Origin of the sequence: Phaeobacter sp. HS011, from assembly GCF_018101215.1 — a bacterium.
GTDB lineage: Bacteria > Pseudomonadota > Alphaproteobacteria > Rhodobacterales > Rhodobacteraceae > Phaeobacter > Phaeobacter inhibens.
Genome location: NZ_JAGEUF010000001.1, coordinates 707,817 through 729,070 on the forward strand (window position 1 = coordinate 707,817; position 21,254 = coordinate 729,070).

At 60.8% G+C, this 21,254-nt stretch carries 20 protein-coding genes; 5 read left to right on the forward strand and 15 right to left on the reverse strand.

Annotated features, from left to right (window positions below):
- Positions 1–143: 143 nt before the first annotated feature.
- From J4721_RS03345 to J4721_RS03390, 10 genes are all read right to left on the reverse strand, one after another.
- The gene (locus J4721_RS03345) at positions 144–950 is read right to left on the reverse strand and encodes an ABC transporter permease (RefSeq protein ID WP_014874267.1); all 807 of its coding nucleotides are present in this window, start codon (positions 948–950) and stop codon (positions 144–146) included.
- A complete protein-coding gene (locus J4721_RS03350; RefSeq protein WP_076619744.1) occupies positions 947–1,828 on the reverse strand; it encodes an ABC transporter permease in 882 nt (293 codons plus the stop codon). Before J4721_RS03350 ends, J4721_RS03345 begins: the two co-directional genes overlap by 4 nt.
- A 113-nt stretch (positions 1,829–1,941) precedes the next feature.
- Positions 1,942–2,652, reverse strand: coding sequence for a transporter substrate-binding domain-containing protein (locus J4721_RS03355; RefSeq protein ID WP_014874269.1), 711 nt, complete (start codon positions 2,650–2,652; stop codon positions 1,942–1,944).
- A 37-nt stretch (positions 2,653–2,689) separates the two neighbouring features.
- A complete protein-coding gene (locus J4721_RS03360) occupies positions 2,690–3,469 on the reverse strand; it encodes an ABC transporter ATP-binding protein (RefSeq protein WP_014879679.1) in 780 nt (259 codons plus the stop codon).
- Between the two features lie 263 nt (positions 3,470–3,732).
- Positions 3,733–4,518 carry a phosphate/phosphite/phosphonate ABC transporter substrate-binding protein gene (locus J4721_RS03365; RefSeq protein WP_211002100.1) on the reverse strand — a complete coding sequence of 262 codons (786 nt, stop codon included), beginning with the start codon at positions 4,516–4,518 and terminating at the stop codon, positions 3,733–3,735.
- Positions 4,515–4,955 carry a TerB family tellurite resistance protein gene (locus tag J4721_RS03370; protein WP_014874272.1) on the reverse strand — a complete coding sequence of 147 codons (441 nt, stop codon included), beginning with the start codon at positions 4,953–4,955 and terminating at the stop codon, positions 4,515–4,517. The genes J4721_RS03365 and J4721_RS03370 overlap by 4 nt, the downstream gene beginning before the upstream one ends.
- The gene (locus J4721_RS03375) at positions 4,952–5,503 is read right to left on the reverse strand and encodes a TerB family tellurite resistance protein (protein WP_014874273.1); all 552 of its coding nucleotides are present in this window, start codon (positions 5,501–5,503) and stop codon (positions 4,952–4,954) included. Before J4721_RS03375 ends, J4721_RS03370 begins: the two co-directional genes overlap by 4 nt.
- Before the next feature lie 43 nt (positions 5,504–5,546).
- Entirely contained in the window at positions 5,547–5,840 is a 294-nt protein-coding gene (locus J4721_RS03380) for a DUF1330 domain-containing protein (RefSeq protein ID WP_014874274.1), read from the reverse strand.
- Positions 5,841–6,104: 264 nt separating this feature from the next.
- On the reverse strand, positions 6,105–9,215 hold the full coding sequence (locus J4721_RS03385; RefSeq protein WP_211002101.1) for a valine--tRNA ligase: 3,111 nt from the start codon (positions 9,213–9,215) through the stop codon (positions 6,105–6,107).
- Between the two features lie 435 nt (positions 9,216–9,650).
- Positions 9,651–10,088, reverse strand: coding sequence for an Lrp/AsnC family transcriptional regulator (locus J4721_RS03390; RefSeq protein WP_102854405.1), 438 nt, complete (start codon positions 10,086–10,088; stop codon positions 9,651–9,653).
- Between the two features lie 109 nt (positions 10,089–10,197).
- Here J4721_RS03390 and J4721_RS03395 point away from each other — a divergent pair, with 109 nt between their 5' ends.
- From J4721_RS03395 to J4721_RS03405, 3 genes are all read left to right on the forward strand, one after another.
- The gene (locus tag J4721_RS03395) at positions 10,198–11,349 is read left to right on the forward strand and encodes a type III PLP-dependent enzyme (protein ID WP_211002102.1); all 1,152 of its coding nucleotides are present in this window, start codon (positions 10,198–10,200) and stop codon (positions 11,347–11,349) included.
- 121 nt (positions 11,350–11,470) lie between these two features.
- Positions 11,471–13,768, forward strand: a complete 2,298-nt coding sequence (locus J4721_RS03400; protein WP_211002289.1) for a xanthine dehydrogenase family protein molybdopterin-binding subunit — start codon at positions 11,471–11,473, stop codon at positions 13,766–13,768.
- Positions 13,746–14,933, forward strand: a complete 1,188-nt coding sequence (locus tag J4721_RS03405; protein ID WP_211002103.1) for a DUF2235 domain-containing protein — start codon at positions 13,746–13,748, stop codon at positions 14,931–14,933. The genes J4721_RS03400 and J4721_RS03405 overlap by 23 nt, the downstream gene beginning before the upstream one ends.
- 520 nt (positions 14,934–15,453) lie before the next feature.
- On the opposite strand, the gene J4721_RS03410 is transcribed toward J4721_RS03405, so the two are convergent.
- The 3 genes from J4721_RS03410 to metF all read right to left on the reverse strand — a co-directional run bounded on the left by J4721_RS03410 (position 15,454) and on the right by metF (position 17,904).
- Complete coding sequence (locus J4721_RS03410) at positions 15,454–15,930, reverse strand: PDZ domain-containing protein (RefSeq protein WP_102891893.1); 477 nt, start codon at positions 15,928–15,930, stop codon at positions 15,454–15,456.
- 436 nt (positions 15,931–16,366) lie between these two features.
- The gene (locus J4721_RS03415; protein WP_051001637.1) at positions 16,367–16,894 is read right to left on the reverse strand and encodes a PaaI family thioesterase; all 528 of its coding nucleotides are present in this window, start codon (positions 16,892–16,894) and stop codon (positions 16,367–16,369) included.
- A gap of 140 nt (positions 16,895–17,034) precedes the next feature.
- Positions 17,035–17,904 carry a methylenetetrahydrofolate reductase [NAD(P)H] gene (gene metF, locus J4721_RS03420; RefSeq protein ID WP_014874282.1) on the reverse strand — a complete coding sequence of 290 codons (870 nt, stop codon included), beginning with the start codon at positions 17,902–17,904 and terminating at the stop codon, positions 17,035–17,037.
- 96 nt (positions 17,905–18,000) lie between these two features.
- On the opposite strand from metF, the gene J4721_RS03425 reads away from it, so the two are divergent.
- Both J4721_RS03425 and J4721_RS03430 read left to right on the forward strand, forming a co-directional pair.
- Entirely contained in the window at positions 18,001–18,906 is a 906-nt protein-coding gene (locus J4721_RS03425; protein WP_014874283.1) for a LysR family transcriptional regulator, read from the forward strand.
- A gap of 180 nt (positions 18,907–19,086) precedes the next feature.
- A complete protein-coding gene (locus tag J4721_RS03430) occupies positions 19,087–19,872 on the forward strand; it encodes an inositol monophosphatase family protein (RefSeq protein ID WP_014879691.1) in 786 nt (261 codons plus the stop codon).
- Positions 19,873–19,963: 91 nt separating this feature from the next.
- On the opposite strand, the gene J4721_RS03435 is transcribed toward J4721_RS03430, so the two are convergent.
- Both J4721_RS03435 and J4721_RS03440 read right to left on the reverse strand, forming a co-directional pair.
- Entirely contained in the window at positions 19,964–20,380 is a 417-nt protein-coding gene (locus tag J4721_RS03435; RefSeq protein WP_211002104.1) for a GFA family protein, read from the reverse strand.
- Positions 20,381–20,420: 40 nt separating this feature from the next.
- Positions 20,421–21,197 (reverse strand): rhomboid family intramembrane serine protease, encoded by a 777-nt coding sequence (locus J4721_RS03440; RefSeq protein WP_014874286.1) that lies wholly within the window; start codon positions 21,195–21,197, stop codon positions 20,421–20,423.
- Positions 21,198–21,254 lie beyond the last annotated feature (57 nt).

Sequence of the window (21,254 nt, forward strand, 5' to 3'; positions counted from 1 at the left end):
ATTGCCCCATTACTAAAGCAGGATCCGCAAGACGCAAAGAAAATTTGATCAAAAGTTTTACCAGCCCGATCAAACATACCGGCAGGGCAAAGAAAAAGGCGCCTCAAAGGGCGCCTTTTGGTTGCTTGGTTCCGGAGATCTGATCAGCGGATCAGGTTTGGCCGATAACGGATCTTGCGGCGTTTTTCCTGCGGCAGGTGGGCGTTCAGCCGGGTGTTGATGATGCCAAAGATGCCAATCACCACCAGCGTCAGCAGGATGAAATAGAAGGCCAGGATCGGGTAGGGCACGAAGGGGTTGAACGTTTTATCCGCAAAATAGCTGGCGTAGTAGAGCGCATCGCCGCGCTGTTGCCAGGCGGGAAAGCCTGAGAAGAACACCAGCGTGGTCGCATGGAACAGGAAGATTGCCTCGTTCGTGTAGGAGGGCCACGCCAGTCGCATCATTGTTGGCCACATGATTCGGCGAAAGCGGGGCCAGCCGGACAGCCCATAGGCATCTGCGGCCTCAATATCGCCCTTGGGGATCGACCGCAGCGCGCCGTAGAAGATTTCGGCGGAATAGGCGGCTGTGTTGAGGATCAGCACGATTAGTGCGCCCATCCAGGCCGCCGACAGCGGATTGAAGATTGGCGAGACCGACTTTAGCTGCAGGAACAGGAAGTAGGCAAAGAAGAACTGGATGAACAGCGGCGAGCCACGGAAGATGAAGATGAACCATTCCGCGGCTTTGCGCAGCGGCGTGGAGGTGGAATTCTTGGCCAGCGCCACGCCATTGGCGATGACAAAGCCGACAACGACAGCAATGGCGCCAAAGTAGATGTTCCACAGCATGCCGGAGCCGATGAGCACAAACTGGTCGCAGAGGGTAAAATCACTGCGGGGCAACATGCGTTCGCCAAGCCCAAGTGAGCGCAGGCCATAGTCCTGAAGGGTCTGGAAACAGCTCATGACGCTTTCCTTTGGGCTTCGCCTGCCAATGTGGCCTGACCATGGGACAGACGGGTGCGGATGCGCTCCAGCACCACCTCGGAGAGTTTGGTAAAGGCGAGGTAGAACACCAGGAGGCCGAGGAAGTACCACATCCGCCAGTCGCCATGGGGGTAATCGGTAAAGCGGGCGGTCTTGGAGCCGCCAAGCTCACGCGCCCAGTAGACGATATCCTCGACCCCGAGCAGGAACAGCAGCGGCGTGGCCTTGATCAGCACCATCCACAGGTTCGACAGGCCGGGCAGCGCATAGGTCCACATCTGCGGCACCAGAATGCGCCAGAAAGCCTGACGATGAGTCATGCCGTAGGCCTCGGCAGTCTCGATCTGGGCACGGGGCACAGCACGCATGGCGCCAAACAGCACATTGGCAGCAAAGGCGCCGAACACGATGGCAAAGGTCACCACAGCGAGCGAGAAGCCGTAGACCTCGTGGATCCACTGATCGGAAGAACTAAGCGGCATCTTGGCAATGTCACAGACTACAAAGTCATTGCCCTGCCGCACAGGCGCGTCCCAGTCGGGGCATTTCACCTGATGGCGCAGATATTCGATGCCCTGATCCAGTGCGATCACGAAGAACAGGAAGAACGCGATATCCGGCACCCCGCGCACCACTGCGATATAGGCCTTGCCCAGCCAGGAGAGCGGCGCGAACTGCGCGCGCGCGGCCATGGCGCCGCCAAAGCCGAAGGCCAGCGCCGCCGGGGCGGTTACGGCCAGAAGCAGGAGTACCGTCCCGAAGGAGGCGTAGAAAGCAAAATGCTTGCCGGTTGTCAGGTAACAGCTCAGCCACTGGAAACCCTCCAGGCTGGCCGGATCAGAGCAAAAGGAGAAGATGGCGGGCCTCGTTCGGACAAGGACAGGTCAGGGGCAGCGATAGGGCCGGGACCGGTCAAGGGCGAAGGGGGACATGGCGCCCCCCTTCCTTGATATCAGGATGATGCGAGGGCTCAGAACTGGCCTTCGATTTCCCATTTTTCCAGCAGGGCGTTCAGGGAGCCGTCTGCCTTCATCGATTCGATGGCCACGTCGAACTTGCCGCGCAGTTCGTCGTCGGACTTGCGGAACGCCATGCCGATGCCGTCGCCCAGCAGGACGTCGTCTGCGACAAATTCCATCTCGGTTTCGCCCACGATCGGGATCAGGAAGTCCTTGTCGGCCATGACCGCGTCCACTTCGCCGGCTTTCACAGCGGCAACGGTTTCATCCGGGGTGGGGAATTCAACCAAGGTAGCGCCGGTGGAGGCGACATGGGCGGCCTGAATGGTTGAGGCCTGAGCTGCCACAACGGCGCTGTTCACATCGACATCAGCCGACATCGCCGCATAGGCGGAGGGCGACGGGCGGGTGTAGCCGGTGGTGAAGTTCACAACTTCCTTACGCTCGGCTGTGATCGACATGCCGGCGATGATGGTGTCGTAGTTGCCGGACAGCAGGTTCGGGATGATCGAATCCCAGTCGTTGGTGACCCATTCGCAGTCTAGTTCGGCGCGTTTGCACAGCTCGTCGCCCAGCTCACGTTCAAAACCGTCGACCTGACCGTCATCGTTCAGGAAGTTGTACGGAGGGTAAGCGCCTTCGGTGCCCAGACGCACAGTGTCTGCCATCGCGATGCCCGCAGTGAGGGCCAGGGCCGCGGTGCCGAGGATAAGAGATTTCATGAGGTTACTCCCGTTTGGTTAGGTTTTTTGTTGGTGGTTATTTACCGTGCCGTGTCGAGGCAAGGAAGCCGCGCAGACGTTCGGATCGGGTGCTGCCAAAGACTTCGTCCGGGCAGCCTTCTTCTTCGATGAGGCCTTTGTGCAGGAACACGATGTGGCTGGAGACATCAGCGGCCATGTTCATGTCATGGGTCACGATGATCATGGTGCGGCCTTCAGCGGCAAGGTCCTTGATCACCTTGACCACCTCCTGCTCCAGCTCGGGATCGAGGGCGGAGGTGGGTTCATCAAACAGCAGTGCCTCAGGTTCCATGCAGAGTGCGCGCGCGATGGCTGCGCGCTGCTGCTGGCCACCGGAGAGCTGCGCGGGATAGGCATCGCATTTGTCGCCGATCCCCACCTTGGTGAGGTATTTGCGGGCGGCGTCCTCCACCTCGGCGCGGTCGCGGCCAAGGACGGTCAGCGGGGCTTCCATCACGTTTTGCAGAATGGTCATATGCGCCCAGAGATTGAACTGCTGGAACACCATGGACAGGTTAGTGCGGATGCGCAGCACCTGTTTCGCATCCGAAGGACGCCGGGCAAGGCCGGTTCCGGACCAATTGATCGGCTCGCCTTTGAAGAGGATATCACCCTCCTGGCTGTCTTCCAGAAGATTGCAGCAGCGCAGCAGAGTGGACTTGCCCGATCCGGAGGACCCGATGAGGGAAACCACATCGCCGCGGTGGGCGGTGATATCAACACCTTTGATCACTTCCAGCTCGCCATATGACTTGTGCAGGCCGCGGATTTCCAGAACTGGCGTTGTGTCGGTCAAGGTGTCTCTCGTCCAATTGTCGTTGAATTCGTCCTTATTGGACCGAAAAAAAGCGCGGATGCAACGTGCAAACCGAGAAGGCACGCGAGGAAATTGGCATTTTGGCGGATAATCTGATCAAATTGTCCTGGGACTGCTCACGGTCGGGGCATCTGCCGACCTCTGTGCCAGCCCTGTCGTGTGGGTATCAGCGCCGGGCAGGTCGCGGCGCGGTTGTGAGGGCCTCCGCTCCGGGGGTAACCGGAGCGGATAAGTCTGGTGGATCAGCCTGCCGCCTGCTGGCGAATGGATTGCTCGGTCAGTACCGGGCCGAGCGGTGTCGGGACCGCCAGATAGGCGCCCGGTGGGATCTCGCATACACCCTTCAGGTGCAGGGCTTTGCGGTGCTCATCATCCAGAGTGGCGACAGCCTGCGCGACGGCGGTGCGGAGGGGGGCCGGATCACGGGTACTGGCGGTGATCAGCGGCAGACTCGGCGTCGACGGTGTGCGCGCCACTTCAACCAGATCTTTGGCCCAATCGTCATGTTCCTGCATTAAGGTCCAGCTGACAGCATCAAGGGCGGCGAAATCGGCGGTTCCTTCGGCCACTGCACGGGCGGAGGCGATATGGCTGCCGGATTGAAACAGGCTGCCGGGGAGGAGCGAGAGGTCGCGCAGATGCAGCATTGGCGCGGCCCAGCCGGATTGTGACAGCGCCTCATTATAGGCAAAGCTGCCGCCTGCGATCGCTTGCAGGCTATTTCTTGCACGGTTGCGATGGGCGATGAAGACGCTGTTGTAGTGCCCCGGCGGGCAGTCCGCGATGCCGTGATCCAGTGTGGTGACCAGATTGACCTGCTCATAGAGACGGGTGCGGTAGGGCAGGCCGCAGGTCTGCGCCAGCAGCAATTTCGAATCGGACCAGATCGACCAGAGGTCGCCGCCACGGGTGAGGGTTTCCGGCGCGTCGATGGAGGCCGCCGTCAGCTCGTGCCGGATTGCCTGCCACAGCGCATCAAGGGCAGGGGCGGTTTCGGGGCGGTCATACATCGCCAGGCTGGCGATCATGAGCTGGCCTCCGCGCGTCGACGGGCGCGGGCGCTGTCGACATCGCTTACCCCCAGCAGGCTGGCGGAGAGACGCAGCAGCGCATCCTCGGCCGCGTCACGCTTGCCATCGGCGAGCACGACCTGCCACAGGGCTTCGACCACAGCCATGCGATTTTCATACGCAACGGCGTCCTTGATCGCGCGGGTAAAACGGACGGTGTCGGGGGCCTCGGCCTCCAGCGCCTCGGCCTGTTCGCGCAGCAGGATGGCACCCCCCAGATCGAGATCGTAGCGGGCCCGCAGGATCCGGTCGATCCGGTCGCGTTCATCGTCGGAGTAGTTGTGATCAGACCGCGCAATCCGCACCAGAAGAGCGCAAAGGGCGAGGCGCGCATCGCCATCGTCCAGCGGCTCTGGTGCCGGGGCCAGCAGTCGTCCAAGCAATTCCTTGATCATGGCAGCGGCTCCTTATCTGACGGGTCGGGGGTGGGCGATATCGTGGTGGCGCTCGAAAGCGGGCTTTGTGTGGTCGGCTGAGCTGCGGCCACGCCAGGCTCGGGGCCAAGCAGTTTGCCCTGCGCGCGGGCGCGGGCAGTGTCGCTGTCGGCCTTGGAGAGGCCCATCGCTTTGCGCGCGTCCTCTACGATTTTCATCTCTCCGGGGTGCTCATGACCATCCGCCAGCACCACCTCCCAGAGCGCATCTAGCGCCGCGAGCCGTTCCTCAAGCCCGGTGGTTTCGCGGATGAGGCGGCCGAACGTGTCGGTTTCCGGCGCGGCGGCGTGCAGTTTCTCACAAGCGGCACGGACCTTTGCTGCCTCAATCGCGTCGTGCTGATAGAGGCGGGCCAGAATACGGTCGATCAGGCTGATCTCTTCCAGCTGGTAGTCGCGATCCGATTGCGCCACCCGCACCAGAAGCGCGCCGAGCGCCAGCTCGGCATCGGGATCCGGCTGGGCGGGGGTCTTTTGAGGTCGAAAGACCTGAAACAGTTTTTTCAGCATGGCACTATTCTACCCTTGAGCGCGTCTAGGACCAAGCGGGTCCTTAGTCGCCGTAGCCTTCGATGATTTCCATATCGCCGGTTGAGACCGGATCGCGCAGCGCCTTGGCCTGCTGATAGGCGACGGAGTCGTAACAGGCCTTGGCGGTGGCAAAATCCTTGAATTCGATCACCACGGTGCGGGCGCGGGTTTGGCCTTCGCGGACCTCTTTGGGGCCACCGCGGATCAGGAATTTGGCGCCGTATTCGGCAAAGGGGGCCGCATTGGCTGCAACATAGTCCTTGTAGCGGTCCATATCGTCAACGTCGACATGGGCGACCCAGTATCCTTTGGGCATGGGGGGTCCTTTCTGGCGCGGATATCAAGCTGTTGGCACAGGCTGATACAGAACCGGGGCAAAGGCAATGACCGCATTGTGCGGTTTTTCCCCTTATGCGGAAGATTTGACGGGAGTGTTCAGCCAATGGGCCGATTTGTGCAGATTGAGCGCTGATGCGAGGGCATCATATGGCGCCGCGCCAGCGGTCTGCGGCGCCATCAAACGCGCGGTTTCGGGCAAGCCGGTCGTGATACCAGTGGCTTGCCCCGTTATTGTGGATGATCAGCCGATCTCGGCCAGGCGCGCCAGCGCTTCCTTGATCTTGGATTCTTCTTCCTCGCGCAGGCGCAGGTTTTCGCGGGCTTCGGCGACGACCTCCTCCGGGGCGGAGGCGGCGAACTTCGGGTTGTTGAGACGTCCGCGCAGGCCGCCCAACTCCTTGGCGAGTTTGCCCAGGGTTTTCTCCAGACGGGCCTTTTCTGCGTCCACGTCGATGACATCCGCCAGCGGCAGGCCAAAGGAGGCACCGGGGGCGGCGACGCTTGCGCAGCCTTTGGGGAAGGTGTCGACCTGCTCCAGCGTGGTGATGCGGGCCAGTTTCTGGATCATCGCCTCGTTCTTCTCCCAGGCGGCGCGCGCCTGATCGGAGAATTCGGTCACCACCATCGAAATCTTGGCACCGGCCGGCACATGCATCTGCGCGCGGGTGGAGCGGATGTTCTCGATCGCGGTGATCACCCAGTTCATTTCGGCGTCCGCGTCGGCGTTGACCAACTCGGTGCCATAGGTCGGCCAGTCTTCATGCACCAGCATGGTGTCACGCTTGGCGGTATTGCCCCACAGCTCCTCGGTGATGAAGGGCATGATCGGATGCAGGAGGATCATGCACTGGTCCAGCACCCAGCCCAGCGTCTGCCGGGTTTCAGCGATCACCGCCTCATCCTCGGAGCCGAACAGCGGTTTGCTGAGTTCGATGTACCAGTCGCAGACCTTGCCCCAGACAAAGGCGTAGAGACCGAGGGCCGCGTCGTTGAAGCGGTAGGCCTCGAGGGCGGCGTCCACTTCAACCCGGACCTTGGCGGTTTCGCCGATGATCCACTGGTTCACGGCGGCCTTGGCATCGGGGATGTCATAGGCGGGGGTGGCAGGATCATAGACGTTATTGAAATGGGCAAAGTTGACCGCATTCCACAGTTTGGTGCCGAAATTGCGGTAGCCCGCGATGCGCTGCATGTCGAGCTTCAGCACGCCACCAAGGCTGGCCATCGCCGCATTGGTAAAGCGCAGCGCGTCGGCGCCGTATTCGTCGATGATCTCCAGCGGGTCGACGACGTTGCCGGTGGATTTCGACATCTTCTTGCCCTTGGCGTCGCGGACGAGGCCGTGGAGGTAGACGGTGTCAAACGGGATGCGCTGTTCAACCGGCAGATCCTGATCCAGAACCGCCAGCTGCATCATCATCATCCGCGCAACCCAGAAGAACAGGATATCCTGACCGGTGACCAGCGTGGAAGTCGGGAAGTATTTCGAGGTTTCCTCAGTCCACTCGGGCCAGCCCAGGGTGCCGATCGGCCAAAGACCGGAGGAGAACCAGGTGTCCAGCACGTCGGGGTCGCGAAGCAGCAGTACAAAGTTTGCAGAACCGTCTTCTTTCCCGGCTTTGTTACCCGACTGCGAAATAAACGTGGCTGTTTCAACTTCGTCATCCCAGAGGAATTTTGCGTTTTCCTGTGGGCTGTTATAAGCGAACTCAACCTCGTAGAGTGCTTTGGCTTTTTCTTCAGCTTCACTCGCTGAGGATGCACAAATCATGACCTCCATGCGCGAATAGTCGAATTTGCCGGTAGCTTGGTCTTTGACTGGCCCATACCAAACCGGGATCTGATGACCCCACCACAGCTGGCGCGAGATGCACCAGGGCTCGATGTTTTCCAGCCAGTGGTAATAGGTCTTTTCGCCGCTTTCCGGCAGGATCTTGACGGTGCCGTCTTTCACCGCGTCCAGCGCCGGGCCGACGATCTTTGCCGCGTCCACGAACCACTGGTCGGTCAGCATTGGTTCAATCACCACTTTGGAGCGGTCGCCAAAGGGCTGCATGATCGGCTTGTTTTCGACGTAGGGCACGGTTTCGGAGACTTCACTCTCGTTGCCGTCCTCGTCCTTGATTGTTTTGGTCACGGTCTGCATCACCGCCAGACCTTCGGCGGTGATATCGGCGACCACGCGTTTGCGCGCCTCGAAACGGTCCAGGCCACGGTATTCTTCCGGCACCAGGTTCATCGCGGCGATGCTGGCTTCGGTGAACTCCGCCTCGCCATTGGCGATGGCTTGTGCGGTTGTGGCCTCTTGGACGTAAGGCGCACCGTCGCTGCGCATATTTGCCTTGGTGTCCATCAGGTTATACATCGGAATGCCGCCACGTTTAGCGACCTGATAGTCGTTGAAATCATGCGCACCGGTGATCTTCACCGCGCCGGAGCCGAAATCCTTGTCCGGGTATTCGTCAGTGATGATCGGGATCAGGCGGCGCTGCGCCTTGGGGCCGACAGGGATTTCGCAGAGCATGCCCACGATGGGGGCGTAGCGTTCGTCCGAGGGGTGTACAGCCACCGCGCCGTCGCCCAGCATGGTTTCGGGCCGGGTGGTGGCGATGGAGATATAATCGCGCTCTTCTTCCAGCGTGACGTTGCCGTCCTCGTCCTTCTCCACATAGGTATAGGTGGCCCCACCGGCGAGCGGGTATTTGAAGTGCCACATGTGACCCGCAACCTCGATATTCTCCACCTCAAGGTCGGAGATCGCGGTCTCAAAATGCGGGTCCCAGTTCACCAGCCGCTTGCCACGGTAGATCAGCCCCTTGTTGTACATCTCAACAAAGACCTTGATCACGGCATCGTGGAAATTGGGCGAATTCTCGTGGCCCGTGCGGGTGTCGCCCTGCGCGCCGGCCATGGTGAAGGCGGTGCGGTCGAAATCACAGGAGGCACCAAGGCGCTTCAGCTGGTTGATGATGGTGCCGCCGGATTGTTCTTTCCACTCCCAGATTTTCTCCAGGAATTTTTCGCGGCCAAGCTCGGCGCGGGAGGGCTGTTGGGTTTTGGCCAGTTCACGCTCCACCACCATCTGGGTAGCGATACCGGCGTGGTCGGTGCCGGGCTGCCAAAGCGTGTCAAACCCCTGCATGCGTTTCCAGCGGATCAGGATGTCCTGCAGCGTGTTGTTGAAGGCATGGCCCATGTGCAGGACGCCGGTGACATTCGGAGGCGGGATCATAACGCTGTAGGTTTCGCTGCGCTTGGCATTTGCGCCCGCGCGGAAACAGCCTGCTTCATCCCAGGCCTTAGAGAGCCGGGCTTCAGCTTCGGCTGCGTTAAATGTCTTGTCCATCGCCATCGGAATGTCCTGCCTGCGTATCTATCTGATCGGGTCATCCCATACCGAATGGTGCGGCAAAGGGAAAGTCTCGATAGGCGGGCCTGCCAAGGGGGGGACGGCAAGGATCCTGAGAATATCAAAAATAATATGGAACGATCCCGGCGATAACGACGTTTTAAGGTTAATCCTGCACGGTGAGTGGTGGGGATATCGGGATGCAGATGACAGTGAGTGATGTCGCGCCCGATCAACCGGGGTGGAGTTCCAAGCCGCCTTTGTCCACTGGACCTCCCTCGGGTCCTGTTCGCCGATGCCTATGGTTTTAAGCCGCCCGGGCACCCTTGATGCGGATACCGCAGGGGTGGCCGGGCGCACGATTTTTTGCGACATGAATATTGCAGCAGGCGTGTCAGCTGGTCAGCCCTTCGTGTGCAATCTACTGGCGCGGGAAATCTACTGGCCGGTGCGGTCCAGTTTGGTGGCCAGATGGATCAGGCTCTCGGAGGAGCGCACGCCGCGCGCCTCGCCGATGCGATCAATGGTCTCGTCCAGCTCGGTCGTGGTCTGCGCCACCACCTGCGCCAAGAGGTCAAAGCGTCCTGAGGTGGTATGCACCACTTCGACGCCCGGCAATCCGCGCAGTCGGGACAGCACTTCCGGGCCAGAGCGCGGTTCAATCGAGATCAGCACCGTTGCCTGCAGGGGCGGGCGCGCCTGCGCCGAGGTGCGCAGCGTGTAGCCGCTGATGACGCCGGAGCTTTCCAACCGTTCGATCCGCGCCTGAACGGTGGTGCGCGCAAGGCCCAGACGCCGCGCCAGATCTGCAACCGGGCGGCGGGCGTTTTCCCGCAGGAGCGTCAGGAGGTTTTGGTCGGTTTCGTCGGTCTGCATGTCTGGCCTGCGTTATGACGTTATTTTTCGTCACTATAGGCAAAGTGACGAGCGGAATCGACGACGTTTTGGCGGAAACTGGTAAAAACACCAAATAAGGTCGATATCCATGCAGCAGATCCCACCTCTCTGGCTTTCCCCTGAAACCCATCTGGCGCGCAGTACACCGGATCACCCGATCCTGTATTTCTCGCCGCGGGTGCTGCATGAGGTGGCGAACCGGTTTCAGCACGGGTTTCCGGGGCTGGTGACCTATGCTGTGAAGGCCAACCCGCATCCGGCGGTGTTGTCCAATCTGGTGGCAGCTGGAATCACGGTTTTTGACGTGGCCTCGCCTGCGGAAATGGACGCGGTGCGCGCGGCCAGCCCGGATGCGGTGATGCATTATAACAACCCGGTACGTTCGGATGTGGAGATAGCGGCGGGCATCGCCCATGGTGTGGCCAGCTGGTCGGTGGATGAACCAAGCGAGCTGGACAAGCTCGCGGATGTGCCCAAGAGCTGCGAGATCGCGGTACGCTTTGCCCTGCCAGTGGCGGGCGCGGCCTATGACTTTGGCAGCAAGTTCGGGGCCGAGCCGGACATGGCGATAGAGCTGCTGAAGCGGGTGGCGGCAGAGGGCTGGACGCCTGCGCTGTGTTTCCACCCCGGAACCCAATGTGAGGATGAGAGCGCCTGGGTTGAATATGTCCATGCTGCCAAGCGCATCATCGATGCCGCAGGGGTGAAGATTGCACGGTTGAATGTCGGCGGCGGCTTTGCGGCGAACCGCGATGGTGTGGCGCCTGATCTGGAAAAGGTCTTTGCCGCGATTTCGGCTGCGGCAGAGGCGGCTTTTGGTGCAGAGCAACCGGTGCTGATCTGCGAGCCGGGTCGGGCCATGGTATCTGAAAGCTTTACCCTGGCGGCGCGCATCAAGGGGATGCGCAAGGCCGGAGAGGTGGTGTTCCTCAATGACGGGATCTATGGCGGCCTCGTGGATATTCGCGATATGGGCCTGCCGGGGCGGGTCGAAGTGGTTGCCGCTGATGGCACCCGCCGGGGGGCAGACGCCCAGCCGCGTGTGGTCTTTGGCCCCACCTGTGACAGTCTGGACCGGCTGCCGGATGGGCTGCCCTTGCCGCGCGATACGCAGATTGGTGACTACGTGCTTTTCCCCGGTCTTGGCGCGTATTCCTCAGCCATGAGTACGCAGTTCAACGGTTACGGGTTGTCTGACGTGGCGACGGTGATCGAGCTGTCTGGACAAGCGCGCCCTTAAGGCTACTGTCGCTTCTGACGGGATCAATTGGCGCGGCGCGCAGGGCATATACCTGAGCGCCGCGTCTCTGCGTTTGCCATGGGCAAAACGGGTCCAGCATATCAGTGAGGGCAGGGCAATGATGGACAAATTCGGCAAGAGCCAACCAGTGCGGCGGGTTGAGGATATACGGTTCCTGACCGGACAGGGGCGCTACCTTGAAGATGCCGCTCCCGTCGGCGCGCTGCGGGCCTGGGTGCTGCGCAGCCCGGTCGCCCATGGCACCATCACCCATCTGGATCTGGACATGGCCCGAGAGGCTGAGGGTGTGCAGGCCATCCTGACGCTGGCCGATCTGGAGGCCGCAGGCATCAGTGTGGGCATGGATGGCGCCGTGGTGGACAACCGCGATGGCAGCAAGGGGTCTGCGCCGGAACGCCCGATGCTGGCCCGCGACCGTGTGCGGTTTGTCGGTGAGCCGATTGCGGTGGTGATCGCCGAGACGCTGGAGCAGGCCCGTGATGCGGGTGAGATGATCGAACTGGATATCGACGATCTGCCGGCCAAGGTGGATCTGGCAGCGGGTGGTGAGCAGCTGCACGCGGAGGCGCCGGACAACCGGGCCTTTGACTGGGGCATGGGCGATGAGGCGGCGACTGAGGCTGCCTTTGCCTCGGCGGCACATCGCGTGGCGCTGCAGGTTGAGGACAATCGGATCATCGTCAACACGATGGAGCCGCGCGGCTGTTTTGCCACTTGGGCCGAGGGCCGTTTGCAGTTCACCTACGGCGGGCAGGGCGTCTGGGCGATGAAAAAACAGCTCAGCGACAAGCTGGGGCTGGCATCCGAGGCCGTGCATGTCACCACGCCGGATGTGGGCGGCGGCTTTGGCATGAAGGCGATGCCGTATCCTGAGTATTTTGCCGTGGCCCATGCCGCGCGCCTGCTAGGTCGGCCGGTGTTCTGGATGTCGGATCGCAGCGAGGCGATGCTGAGTGACAATGCCGGGCGGGATCTGACCTCGCTGGCGGAACTGGCCTTTGATGCGGAACTGCGCATCACCGGATACCGGGTCCACAGCCACTGCAACCTTGGCGCTTATAACTCGCATTTCGGCCAGCCGGTGCAGACGCAGCTGTTCAGCCGGGTGCTGGCGGGGGTCTATGATATCGACACCACTTGGCTGCGGGTGGAGGGGATCTACACCAACACCGCGCAGGTTGATGCCTATCGCGGTGCGGGGCGTCCCGAGGCGATCTATGTGCTGGAGCGGGTGATGGACCACGCCGCGCGCGAGCTGGGGGTTGACCCCTGGGAGCTGCGACGACGCAATTTTATCTGCGCGGATCAGTTCCCGTACAAGACCGCAACGGACGAGACCTATGACGTGGGTGATTTCCACCAACTGCTGACGCGCACAGAAAAGGCGGCGGATCTGGCCGGATTCGCGCAGCGCAAGGCCGCTGATGCGTTGCGGGGGAATTTACGGGGCGTTGGCCTGTGTTACTATATCGAAAGTATTTTGGGTGATCCTTCAGAAAGCGCGGAAGTTGCCTTTGAAGAGGAGGGGCGGGTGAGCATCTATGTCGGAACGCAGAGCAACGGTCAGGGCCATGAAACGGTCTATGCACAGTTCCTTGCGGATCAGACGGGCATCCCAGCTGCCGATATTACCGTGGTGCAGGGCGACAGCGACCGCATTGCCCAGGGGGGCGGCACTGGTGGATCGCGATCTGTGACCACTCAGGCCAATGCCACGCTGGCGGCGGTTGATGTGATGATCGAAGCCTTCACGCCCTTTTTGGCAGAGCAACTGGGCGTGGAGCCTGCGTCTGTCGTCTTTGATGGTGAGCAGTTCAGCGCGCCGGGCAGCAATCAGCGGCCAACCCTGGTGGAGGCCGCAGAGATGGCCCGTGCGCAAGGGCGTCACGAGTTGCTGCGTCACACGGCACGGGCCAAGCTGCCGGGGCGGTCGTTTCCAAACGGCGCCCATGTTGCCGAGATCGTGATCGACCCTGAAACCGGCGTCAGCCATGTGGATCGCTACACGGTGGTTGATGATTTCGGCAATCTGATCAATCCGCTGCTGGCCGAAGGTCAAGTGCATGGCGGGGTGGCGCAGGGGCTGGGGCAGGCCCTGCTGGAGCGGGTGGTCTATGATGCCGATGGGCAACTGCTCACAGCATCGTTTATGGACTACGCCTTGCCGCGTGCGGCCGATGTGCCGATGATTGACGTAGGCTTTGCGCCGGTGCCGTCGACCCAGAACCCGATGGGCATGAAGGGCTGCGGCGAGGCCGGGACCGTGGGCGCGCTGGCAGCGGTGGCAAATGCCGTGCAGGACGCGGTCTGGGATCGTGGCGTGCGGCAGGTTGAGATGCCTTACACACCACTTAGACTATGGGAAGCATTGAGGAATGTCGCTGACGCAGCTGAGTAAGAGGATCCTGGGATGGCTGGGGCGCCCGCTGCGCTCCGAGCATTCTGCAGAGACCAAGCTGCGCGGGCCGCAGGCCCATCTGATCATTCTTGATGGCACCATGTCGACACTGGAACCGGGGCATGAAACCCATGCTGGCATGGTCTACCGGCTGTGTCAGGAGGTGGGGCCGCAGGTCTCTGTCTTCTATGAGGCGGGCGTGCAATGGCAGAGCTGGCGCAAGACCACGGATGTGATGATCGGGCGTGGCATCAACCGTCAGATCCGCCGGGCCTATGGGTATCTCGCCTCGCGCTACCGTCCGGGGGACCGGATTTATCTCATGGGCTATTCGCGGGGCGCCTATGCGGTGCGCTCGCTCGCAGGGGTCATCGATGAGGTGGGGCTGCTGAAGGCCGAACATGCCACCGTACGTAATATCCGCACCGCGTATCGGCATTACCAATGCGGCAGCGCCTCCGCCAGCGGGCCGGGTAAGGCGCAGGCGCGGCTGACGTCGGATGGACCGGACACCGGTGAGACGGAAGACGCGGGCGTTACTGCACAGGCGGCGGCGCAAACCGGGGGCTGTGTCGCCTCAGCCTTCACTGAGCGCTATTGCCACCGGGATGTAGAGATTGAGATGGTCGGCGTCTGGGATACCGTAAAGGCGCTGGGCCTGCGGTTGCCGCTGTTGTGGCGCTGGGCGGAGCGGCGGCACGGATTTCACAACCACCAGCTGGGCAAGCATGTGAAAAACGGTTTTCACGCGCTTGCGCTGGATGAGACCCGTCAGGTCTTTGCGCCGGTTTTATGGGAATGCCACGACGGCCACGATGGCAAGGTGGAGCAGGTCTGGTTCCGGGGCAGCCATGGCGATGTGGGCGGGCAGTTGGGCGGATTTGAGGCGGCGCGGCCTTTGTCCAATGTCTCGCTGGTCTGGATGCTGGAACGGGCCGAAAACTGCGGGCTGCCGCTGCCGCGCGACTGGCGAATGCGGTATTCGGTTGATCCGACGGCGCCCTCGGTCGGGACCTGGCGGGGCTGGGGTAAGATCTTCCTGATGCGCGGCAACCGCCGCGTCGGGCTGGACAGCAGCGAGCGATTGCACAGCAGTGTGGGGGCCAATATCACCGACAAACGCCTGGCGCAGTGGCAGTCGGAACTGTCCAAAGTGGCGCGCTAGGCAGACGGCGCGCCATTGGCTGTGAGCGGCTGGGATGTCGGACCAGTCAACAAGCTGCGCGTGCGCCCCTTAGACGTAAGACCTAGAGCCTGCGCATGATGCCGATATCTATCGGGCGGAGAGAGGGGATAGGGCTCGCCGGCAGGCGGTTGCTGAATTTACTCGCCGCGCTGGGGGGCAGTGGGTAACGGCGGATGTGTGTTCCCCGTCCAACAGATCTGTCGCCCATAGGTCGGCTGTGAACGCCGACGGGAGAAATGCGGACCGTCGCGCAACTCCGATCCGATGCGGCGGGTTTTGCGTATCCTGTCAAAGGCCCCACCATGCAGGACTGACCCAGACGCCAAGCATTTCGGACCCAGACCGGACCTTCACCACGAGTGCAAAATGATCCGGAGAGCGGGACAGAACCGACTTTCGCCGTAGCCGCGCAAATGACGGCTTTGGATGATGGGCTGCGTTACAAAAGGTGGTTTGTGTAGGATGCTTATTTCACGCTCCCTTCGCTTGCTCGCTTAGGCTATCTTCTAAGCGTAATTAGGGTTGCCCGCCCCCTGCCATCTCTCAGAAAATGTACTTCAACGCTTCTCTGCCCACGTGCGAGTGCGCCGCGTTCTGCTGTTACAAAATCAGAAGGTCTAAGAATGGGCGTGTTGTCGATCCTAGTGATGATATCTCCAGCTCGAAGGCCTGCAACACCAGCGGCGGAACCCGCCGCCATGCCAGTTACCTTAACACTATCGCCATCGAAAAACAGGCTAAGGCCATCAACCGAAATAAAGTCTTCGGAAGGCTTAGCTCGCACCCCGACTGAAGCAGAAACGTCAGTGATCAAATCATTGTATATGCTGCGCCCTAAGTAAAAGGTGCTGACTATGGAAAAGATAATCGCAACAGCAACTATGTGCGGTTTTTTCCGGAATGTTTCATGAAAAAAAGAGCCACTCGTAACAACAAAGATAAATGCGAGTAGACCGATCTTTATTGATACAAGCATAACCATTCCTTAGGAGGCTTCTGAGGTTGTTTAACATCCCTTTACCCGACTTCCAATCTTGCCCCCAACTCCAACACTAGGCTTTGTCAAAAAGGTCCTTTTGTCACGTTTTTTGTCACGTTTTTTGGTCGCTGCTTTAGGAACTCGTCATTGGTGCGCGATGCAGCATCGGTGACTCTGGGCTGTGAGTCAGCTTTCGCCGCGTGGTCCATGGATGGCTGCTCTATTTCTCTTCGCAAAGATAGTCAAAAGCTGCTCTTGCGTGGTTTGCAAAGCGTCAGCTCAAGCCTGCTCAATCTTTGCAGATAGGCACGTCGTCATACCTGCCAAAGTGACAGCAGTGTCCGTCACGCCCCAATGTGCGGGCGGTTGTTGCGAGGGAGCTTTTCCGAGCTCGAAGCCGCGCGTGCACCGGATGGTGAAAATTCGTTGGCCCCTAGCTGGCAGCGATCTGCATGACGATGCAGGTGGTGGAGCCGGTGGCGTAGAGACGGCCATCGACAACACCACGCAGTTCACCATGGGCGACACCGGTGGAGCGCCCGACGTGATCGGTCAGCCCGATACACTCGATTTCGGTGCCCAGCGGGATCGAGCGCAGAATATTCACTTTGAATTCCAGCGTGGTATACACAGACCCCTTGGGCACGCGGGTCATCACGGCGCAGGCCATGGCGCTGTCCAGCAGGGTGCCGTACCAGCCGCCGTGGACTGTACCCATTGGGTTGGTGACAGCAAATTCAGGTGTGCCGCGAAAGGTGATTGTGCCCGGCTCCACGCTATACAGGTGATAGCCGAGGGTCTCGCCTATGGGCGGGCCGGGCAGGCGACCGTCCAGAATGCTCTGCATGAATTCCAGCCCAGAGATCTGAGTGATTTCCTCGGGTCGCAAAAGATCCTGTGGACCGGCGGCGCGGCGGGGACGTACGGACGAGGTGGGGGCGTGCGAAATGGGTGAAGACATGCGGCCATCCTGATATTGCGACATAGTACGACAGGACCAACACAGTATTCTTGAATTGGTCGTGACGACAAACGCCCCCACCAAAAACAGCAGGGGCGTCAGGATCAGAGGCTAGGAGCGCAGAGGTCGCAGAGCAAGCGCTACGCCACGTTCTCCAGCGAGACATCGGGCGTGATGCCAAGCGCAAAGCAGACATCGCGGGTCAGCTCTGGCCGGTTCAATGTGTAAAAGTGCAGCTTGTCGACGCCGTTATCCATCAGGTCGGAGCAGAGTTCAGTGCACAGGGCGGTGGCAAGCAGATCTTCGCGCCCGTCGCGGATCGCCTTGTCAAAGGCATCGTCGATCCAGGCCGGAATGGTGGTGCCGCAACGTTTTGCAAAGTTGCGCGCGCCCTTCCAGTTTTCAATCGGCAGGATGCCGGGGGTGATGCGGCTGGTGTCGATCCCGGCCTTGGCACAATCATCGCGGAAGCGCAGGAAAGTATCGGCCTCAAAGAAAAACTGGGTCAGCGCTTCATCTGCTCCGGCGTCCAGTTTGCGCTTCAGCCAGTCTACATCCGCACGGGCGCTGGTGGCTTCGGGGTGGCGATCGGGGTAGGCGCCGACACGGATAGAGAATTGATCGCGTTCGGCGAGTGCGGCGATCAGTTCAACCGAATTGGCGTAGCCCTCGGGGTGGGGTTCGAACCCGGCGGCGCCTTTGGGCGGGTCGCCGCGCAGGGCCACGATTTCGCGCACGCCTGCCTCGGCGAACTGGTCGGCGATTGCCAGTGTCTCGGCCTTGGTTGCGTTGACGCAGGTCAGATGCGCCGCGACATTCAGGCCGGAGGAGTTGTGCAATGTCGCCACCGCCTCCCGTGTGAGGTCACGCGTGGTGCCACCGGCGCCATAGGTGACCGAAACAAAGCGGGGGGCCAGAGGGGCCAGCGTTTGTACCGTGTCCCAAAGCCGAAATGAGGCCTCCAGCGACTGCGGCGGGAAGAATTCAAAAGAGATGTCAGGGGTCGTCATTTTAAAAAGCGCTCCGCATGATTTCATCTCTTGTTGCATACGGGCTATTGTGAAACAATTTCATAATACTCAAGAACAACATGAGCAACACGATAGATGCACATCGAATTCCGACACTTGCGCACGATCAAGGCGATCCATCAGGAAGGCGGGTTGGCGCGGGCGGCGGATCAGCTGAATATCACCCAGAGCGCGCTCAGCCATCAGATTAAGGGGCTGGAGGATCAGGCGGGGGTGGAGCTGTTCCTGCGGCGCTCAAAACCGATGAAGCTGTCGGCGGCGGGTCTGCGACTGTTGCGGCTGGCGGATCAGGTGCTGCCGCAGGTGGAGGCGATGCAGGCGGAATTCTCTGCGCTGCGGGATGGCAATACCGGGCGGATGTATATCGCGATTGAGTGTCACGCCTGTTTTGAATGGCTGTTCCCGGTGCTGGAAGGGCTGCGTAAGAACTGGGCGGATGTGGATGTGGATATTCGACCGGGCCTTGCCTTTGATGCGCTGCCTGCACTGCAGAAGGAAGAGGTCGATCTGGTGATTTCCTCCGACCCGGAGGTGCTGCCGGGGATCGAGTTTATTGAGCTGTTTGACTACAAACCCGTCTTTGTTGCGTCGGCGCTGCATCCATTGGCGGAGAAACCCCATATCGAGGCCGAGGATTTTCGTGGTCAGACCCTGATCACCTATCCGGTGGATAAGGCGCGGTTGGATATTTTCAGTCAGCTGCTGACCCCGGCAGGGGTTGAGCCTGCGCATATCCGGCAGGTGGAGCTGACGGCGGTGATCCTGCTGCTGGTGGCATCGAACCGGGGTATTTCGGTGCTGCCCGACTGGGTAGTCCGGGAGGTGAAATATTCCTCTGACTATGTGACACGGCCCCTGACCTCCAAGGGGATTACCCGCAGGCTTTATGCGGCGATCCGCAGTGAAGATCGTGAAAAACCCTATATGCAGGAGCTGATCCGACTGGCCAAGGTGGAGGCGCGCAGGCTGCAACAGCAGTAGCGCGCGAACACTGGCGGTGGCGCAGGGGGCAGAGCAGGGCGCACCCATGCGCCAGAGGCATAGCTCTCATGTGTCGTGCTGGTGCGTTCAGGCCCCTATTGGGCCTTGGCAAGCGGCAATCAGGCGCGTATAGGCACGGTTTGACCGACATCTCCCCCTTTTTGCTCAGGAGTCTTTCGCATGATTGGCAGCGCAAACCTCAACATCATGATCAAAGCTGCCCGCAAGGCGGGGCGGTCGCTGGTCAAGGATTTTCGCGAAGTTGAAAACCTTCAGGTGTCGAGAAAGGGGGCAGGCGATTTTGTCTCCAAGGCCGATATCGCTGCGGAAAAGATCCTGAAAGAAGAACTGATGGGGGCGCGCCCGACCTATGGTTGGCTGGCCGAAGAGGGCGGCGAGGACGAAGGCGTAGATCCGACCCGCCGCTGGATCGTCGACCCGCTGGATGGCACCACCAACTTTTTGCACGGCCTGCCACATTGGGCGATTTCCATCGCTCTGGAGCATAAGGGCAAGGTTGTGGCTGGTGTTGTCTATGATGCCGCCAAGGACGAGATGTTCTTTGCCGAGAAGGGCGCTGGCGCCTGGATGAACGACACGCGGATTCGTGTCTCTGGTCGTCACCGCATGATTGAATCGATTTTTGCCACCGGTCTGCCCTTTGCCGGGCGGTCTGATCTGCCTGCGACCCTGCAGGATCTGGCGCGTCTGATGCCCGCGTGCGCAGGTGTGCGCCGTTGGGGGGCTGCGGCGCTGGATCTGGCCTATGTGGCGGCGGGCCGCTACGAGGGGTATTGGGAACGTCGGCTGAACGCTTGGGATCTGGCGGCTGGCATCATCATCGTGCAGGAGGCCGGCGGGCTGATCGAGGCGGTGAACCCGGAGGATGATATCCTGACCTCCGGAGAGGTGCTCTGCGCCAATGAGGCGATTTTTGACGGCTTTGCCAAGGTGATCCGGGACTGATCCGATCCAATAGCAGGTTTTGAAACGCGGCCCTTGGGTCGCGTTTTTTGTTTGACGGGGCTGTCTTAGGGGCTGGTGACGTCGCTATTACCTATTGGTCAGACGGGTGGTTCACGCCGTCGTGCCAGGGGATTTCACCATAGGTGTCGGCGTGATTGCGTGGATTACCTCCGTCGATGCAGCCCAGATTGATGCCGCATTCTGCCGGATCGGAACGGCGCTGATGATAGACGTAGATGCCGCAGGTCTTACAGAAATAGTGTTTCGCCGTATGGCTGCCCCAGGTGTAAAGGCTGAGGTTTTCCGCCCCTTTGAGGATGGTCAGGCTGGCGGTGCGGGCGGTCACAGCGGCCGCGCCCCTGCGGATGCAGAATGAACAATTGCAGCGGCTGGCAGAGGCGAGGCCGCGGGGCAGCTCGGCTGTGATTTCAACCGCGCCGCAGTGGCAGCTGGCATGGCATGTTGTTAGGCCGTCAGTGGCGGCGGGTGCGGGAGTGTCTGGGGTCATTGAGGCTGGTCTCCTCTGCAGAGTGTGAGGTGGTCCATTGTTATCGGTCCCAGGGGCTGTTTCTGCGGTCATCGCTGGCGGATTTACGGGCCACGCGGGGGATACGACTGGTGGAGTAGCTGACCTCGGGGTGGGGCGGCTGCCCGTGGGTCTTGCCCCAGTAGGCAGGACCGCCCCGTCGCAGCCAGAGCGGGATCGTCAGCACCAGTCCGACACCAAAGCCGCCTGCATGAGCCCAATAGGCCACCCCGCCCGCCTGCGGATCGGAGCCGATGCCACCCAGGAATTGCATCCCCAGCCAGACGCCCAGCATCACGAAGGCGGGAATTGAGAAAACGCGGAAATAGACAATCAGGATCAACAGGATATCAACGCGGGCACGTGGAAAAAGCAGCAGATACCCGCCCATGACCCCGGCAATGGCACCGGAGGCTCCGACCAGTGGCACCAGTGAATAGGGGGCGCTGGCCACATGGATCAGCCCGGCGCCGATGCCGGAGACAAGGTAGAAGGCAAGGAAGGTGAAATGGCCCATCTCATCTTCCATATTGTCGCCGAAAATCCACAGAAACAGCATGTTGCCGCCAAGGTGCATCCAGCTGCCGTGCAGGAAAGTGGACGTCAGCAGCGTCTTCCAGTCGTAACCTGATGTGACCTCAGCCGGGAGCAAAGCGTAGGCATTGTAAAGCGCGGTCAGGCTGCGTGGGCTGTCGTAGCCAAAGTAAGTCAGCACGAAGATCGCGATATTCGCCACCATCAGCGCGTAGGTGACATAGGGCGTGCGCCCGGACGGGTTGTGGTCACGGATCGGAAACATGAGGGGAACGCTGGGCCGAATATGGCCCAGCGTCAAGAGCTTACCCGCGCGCCGCGC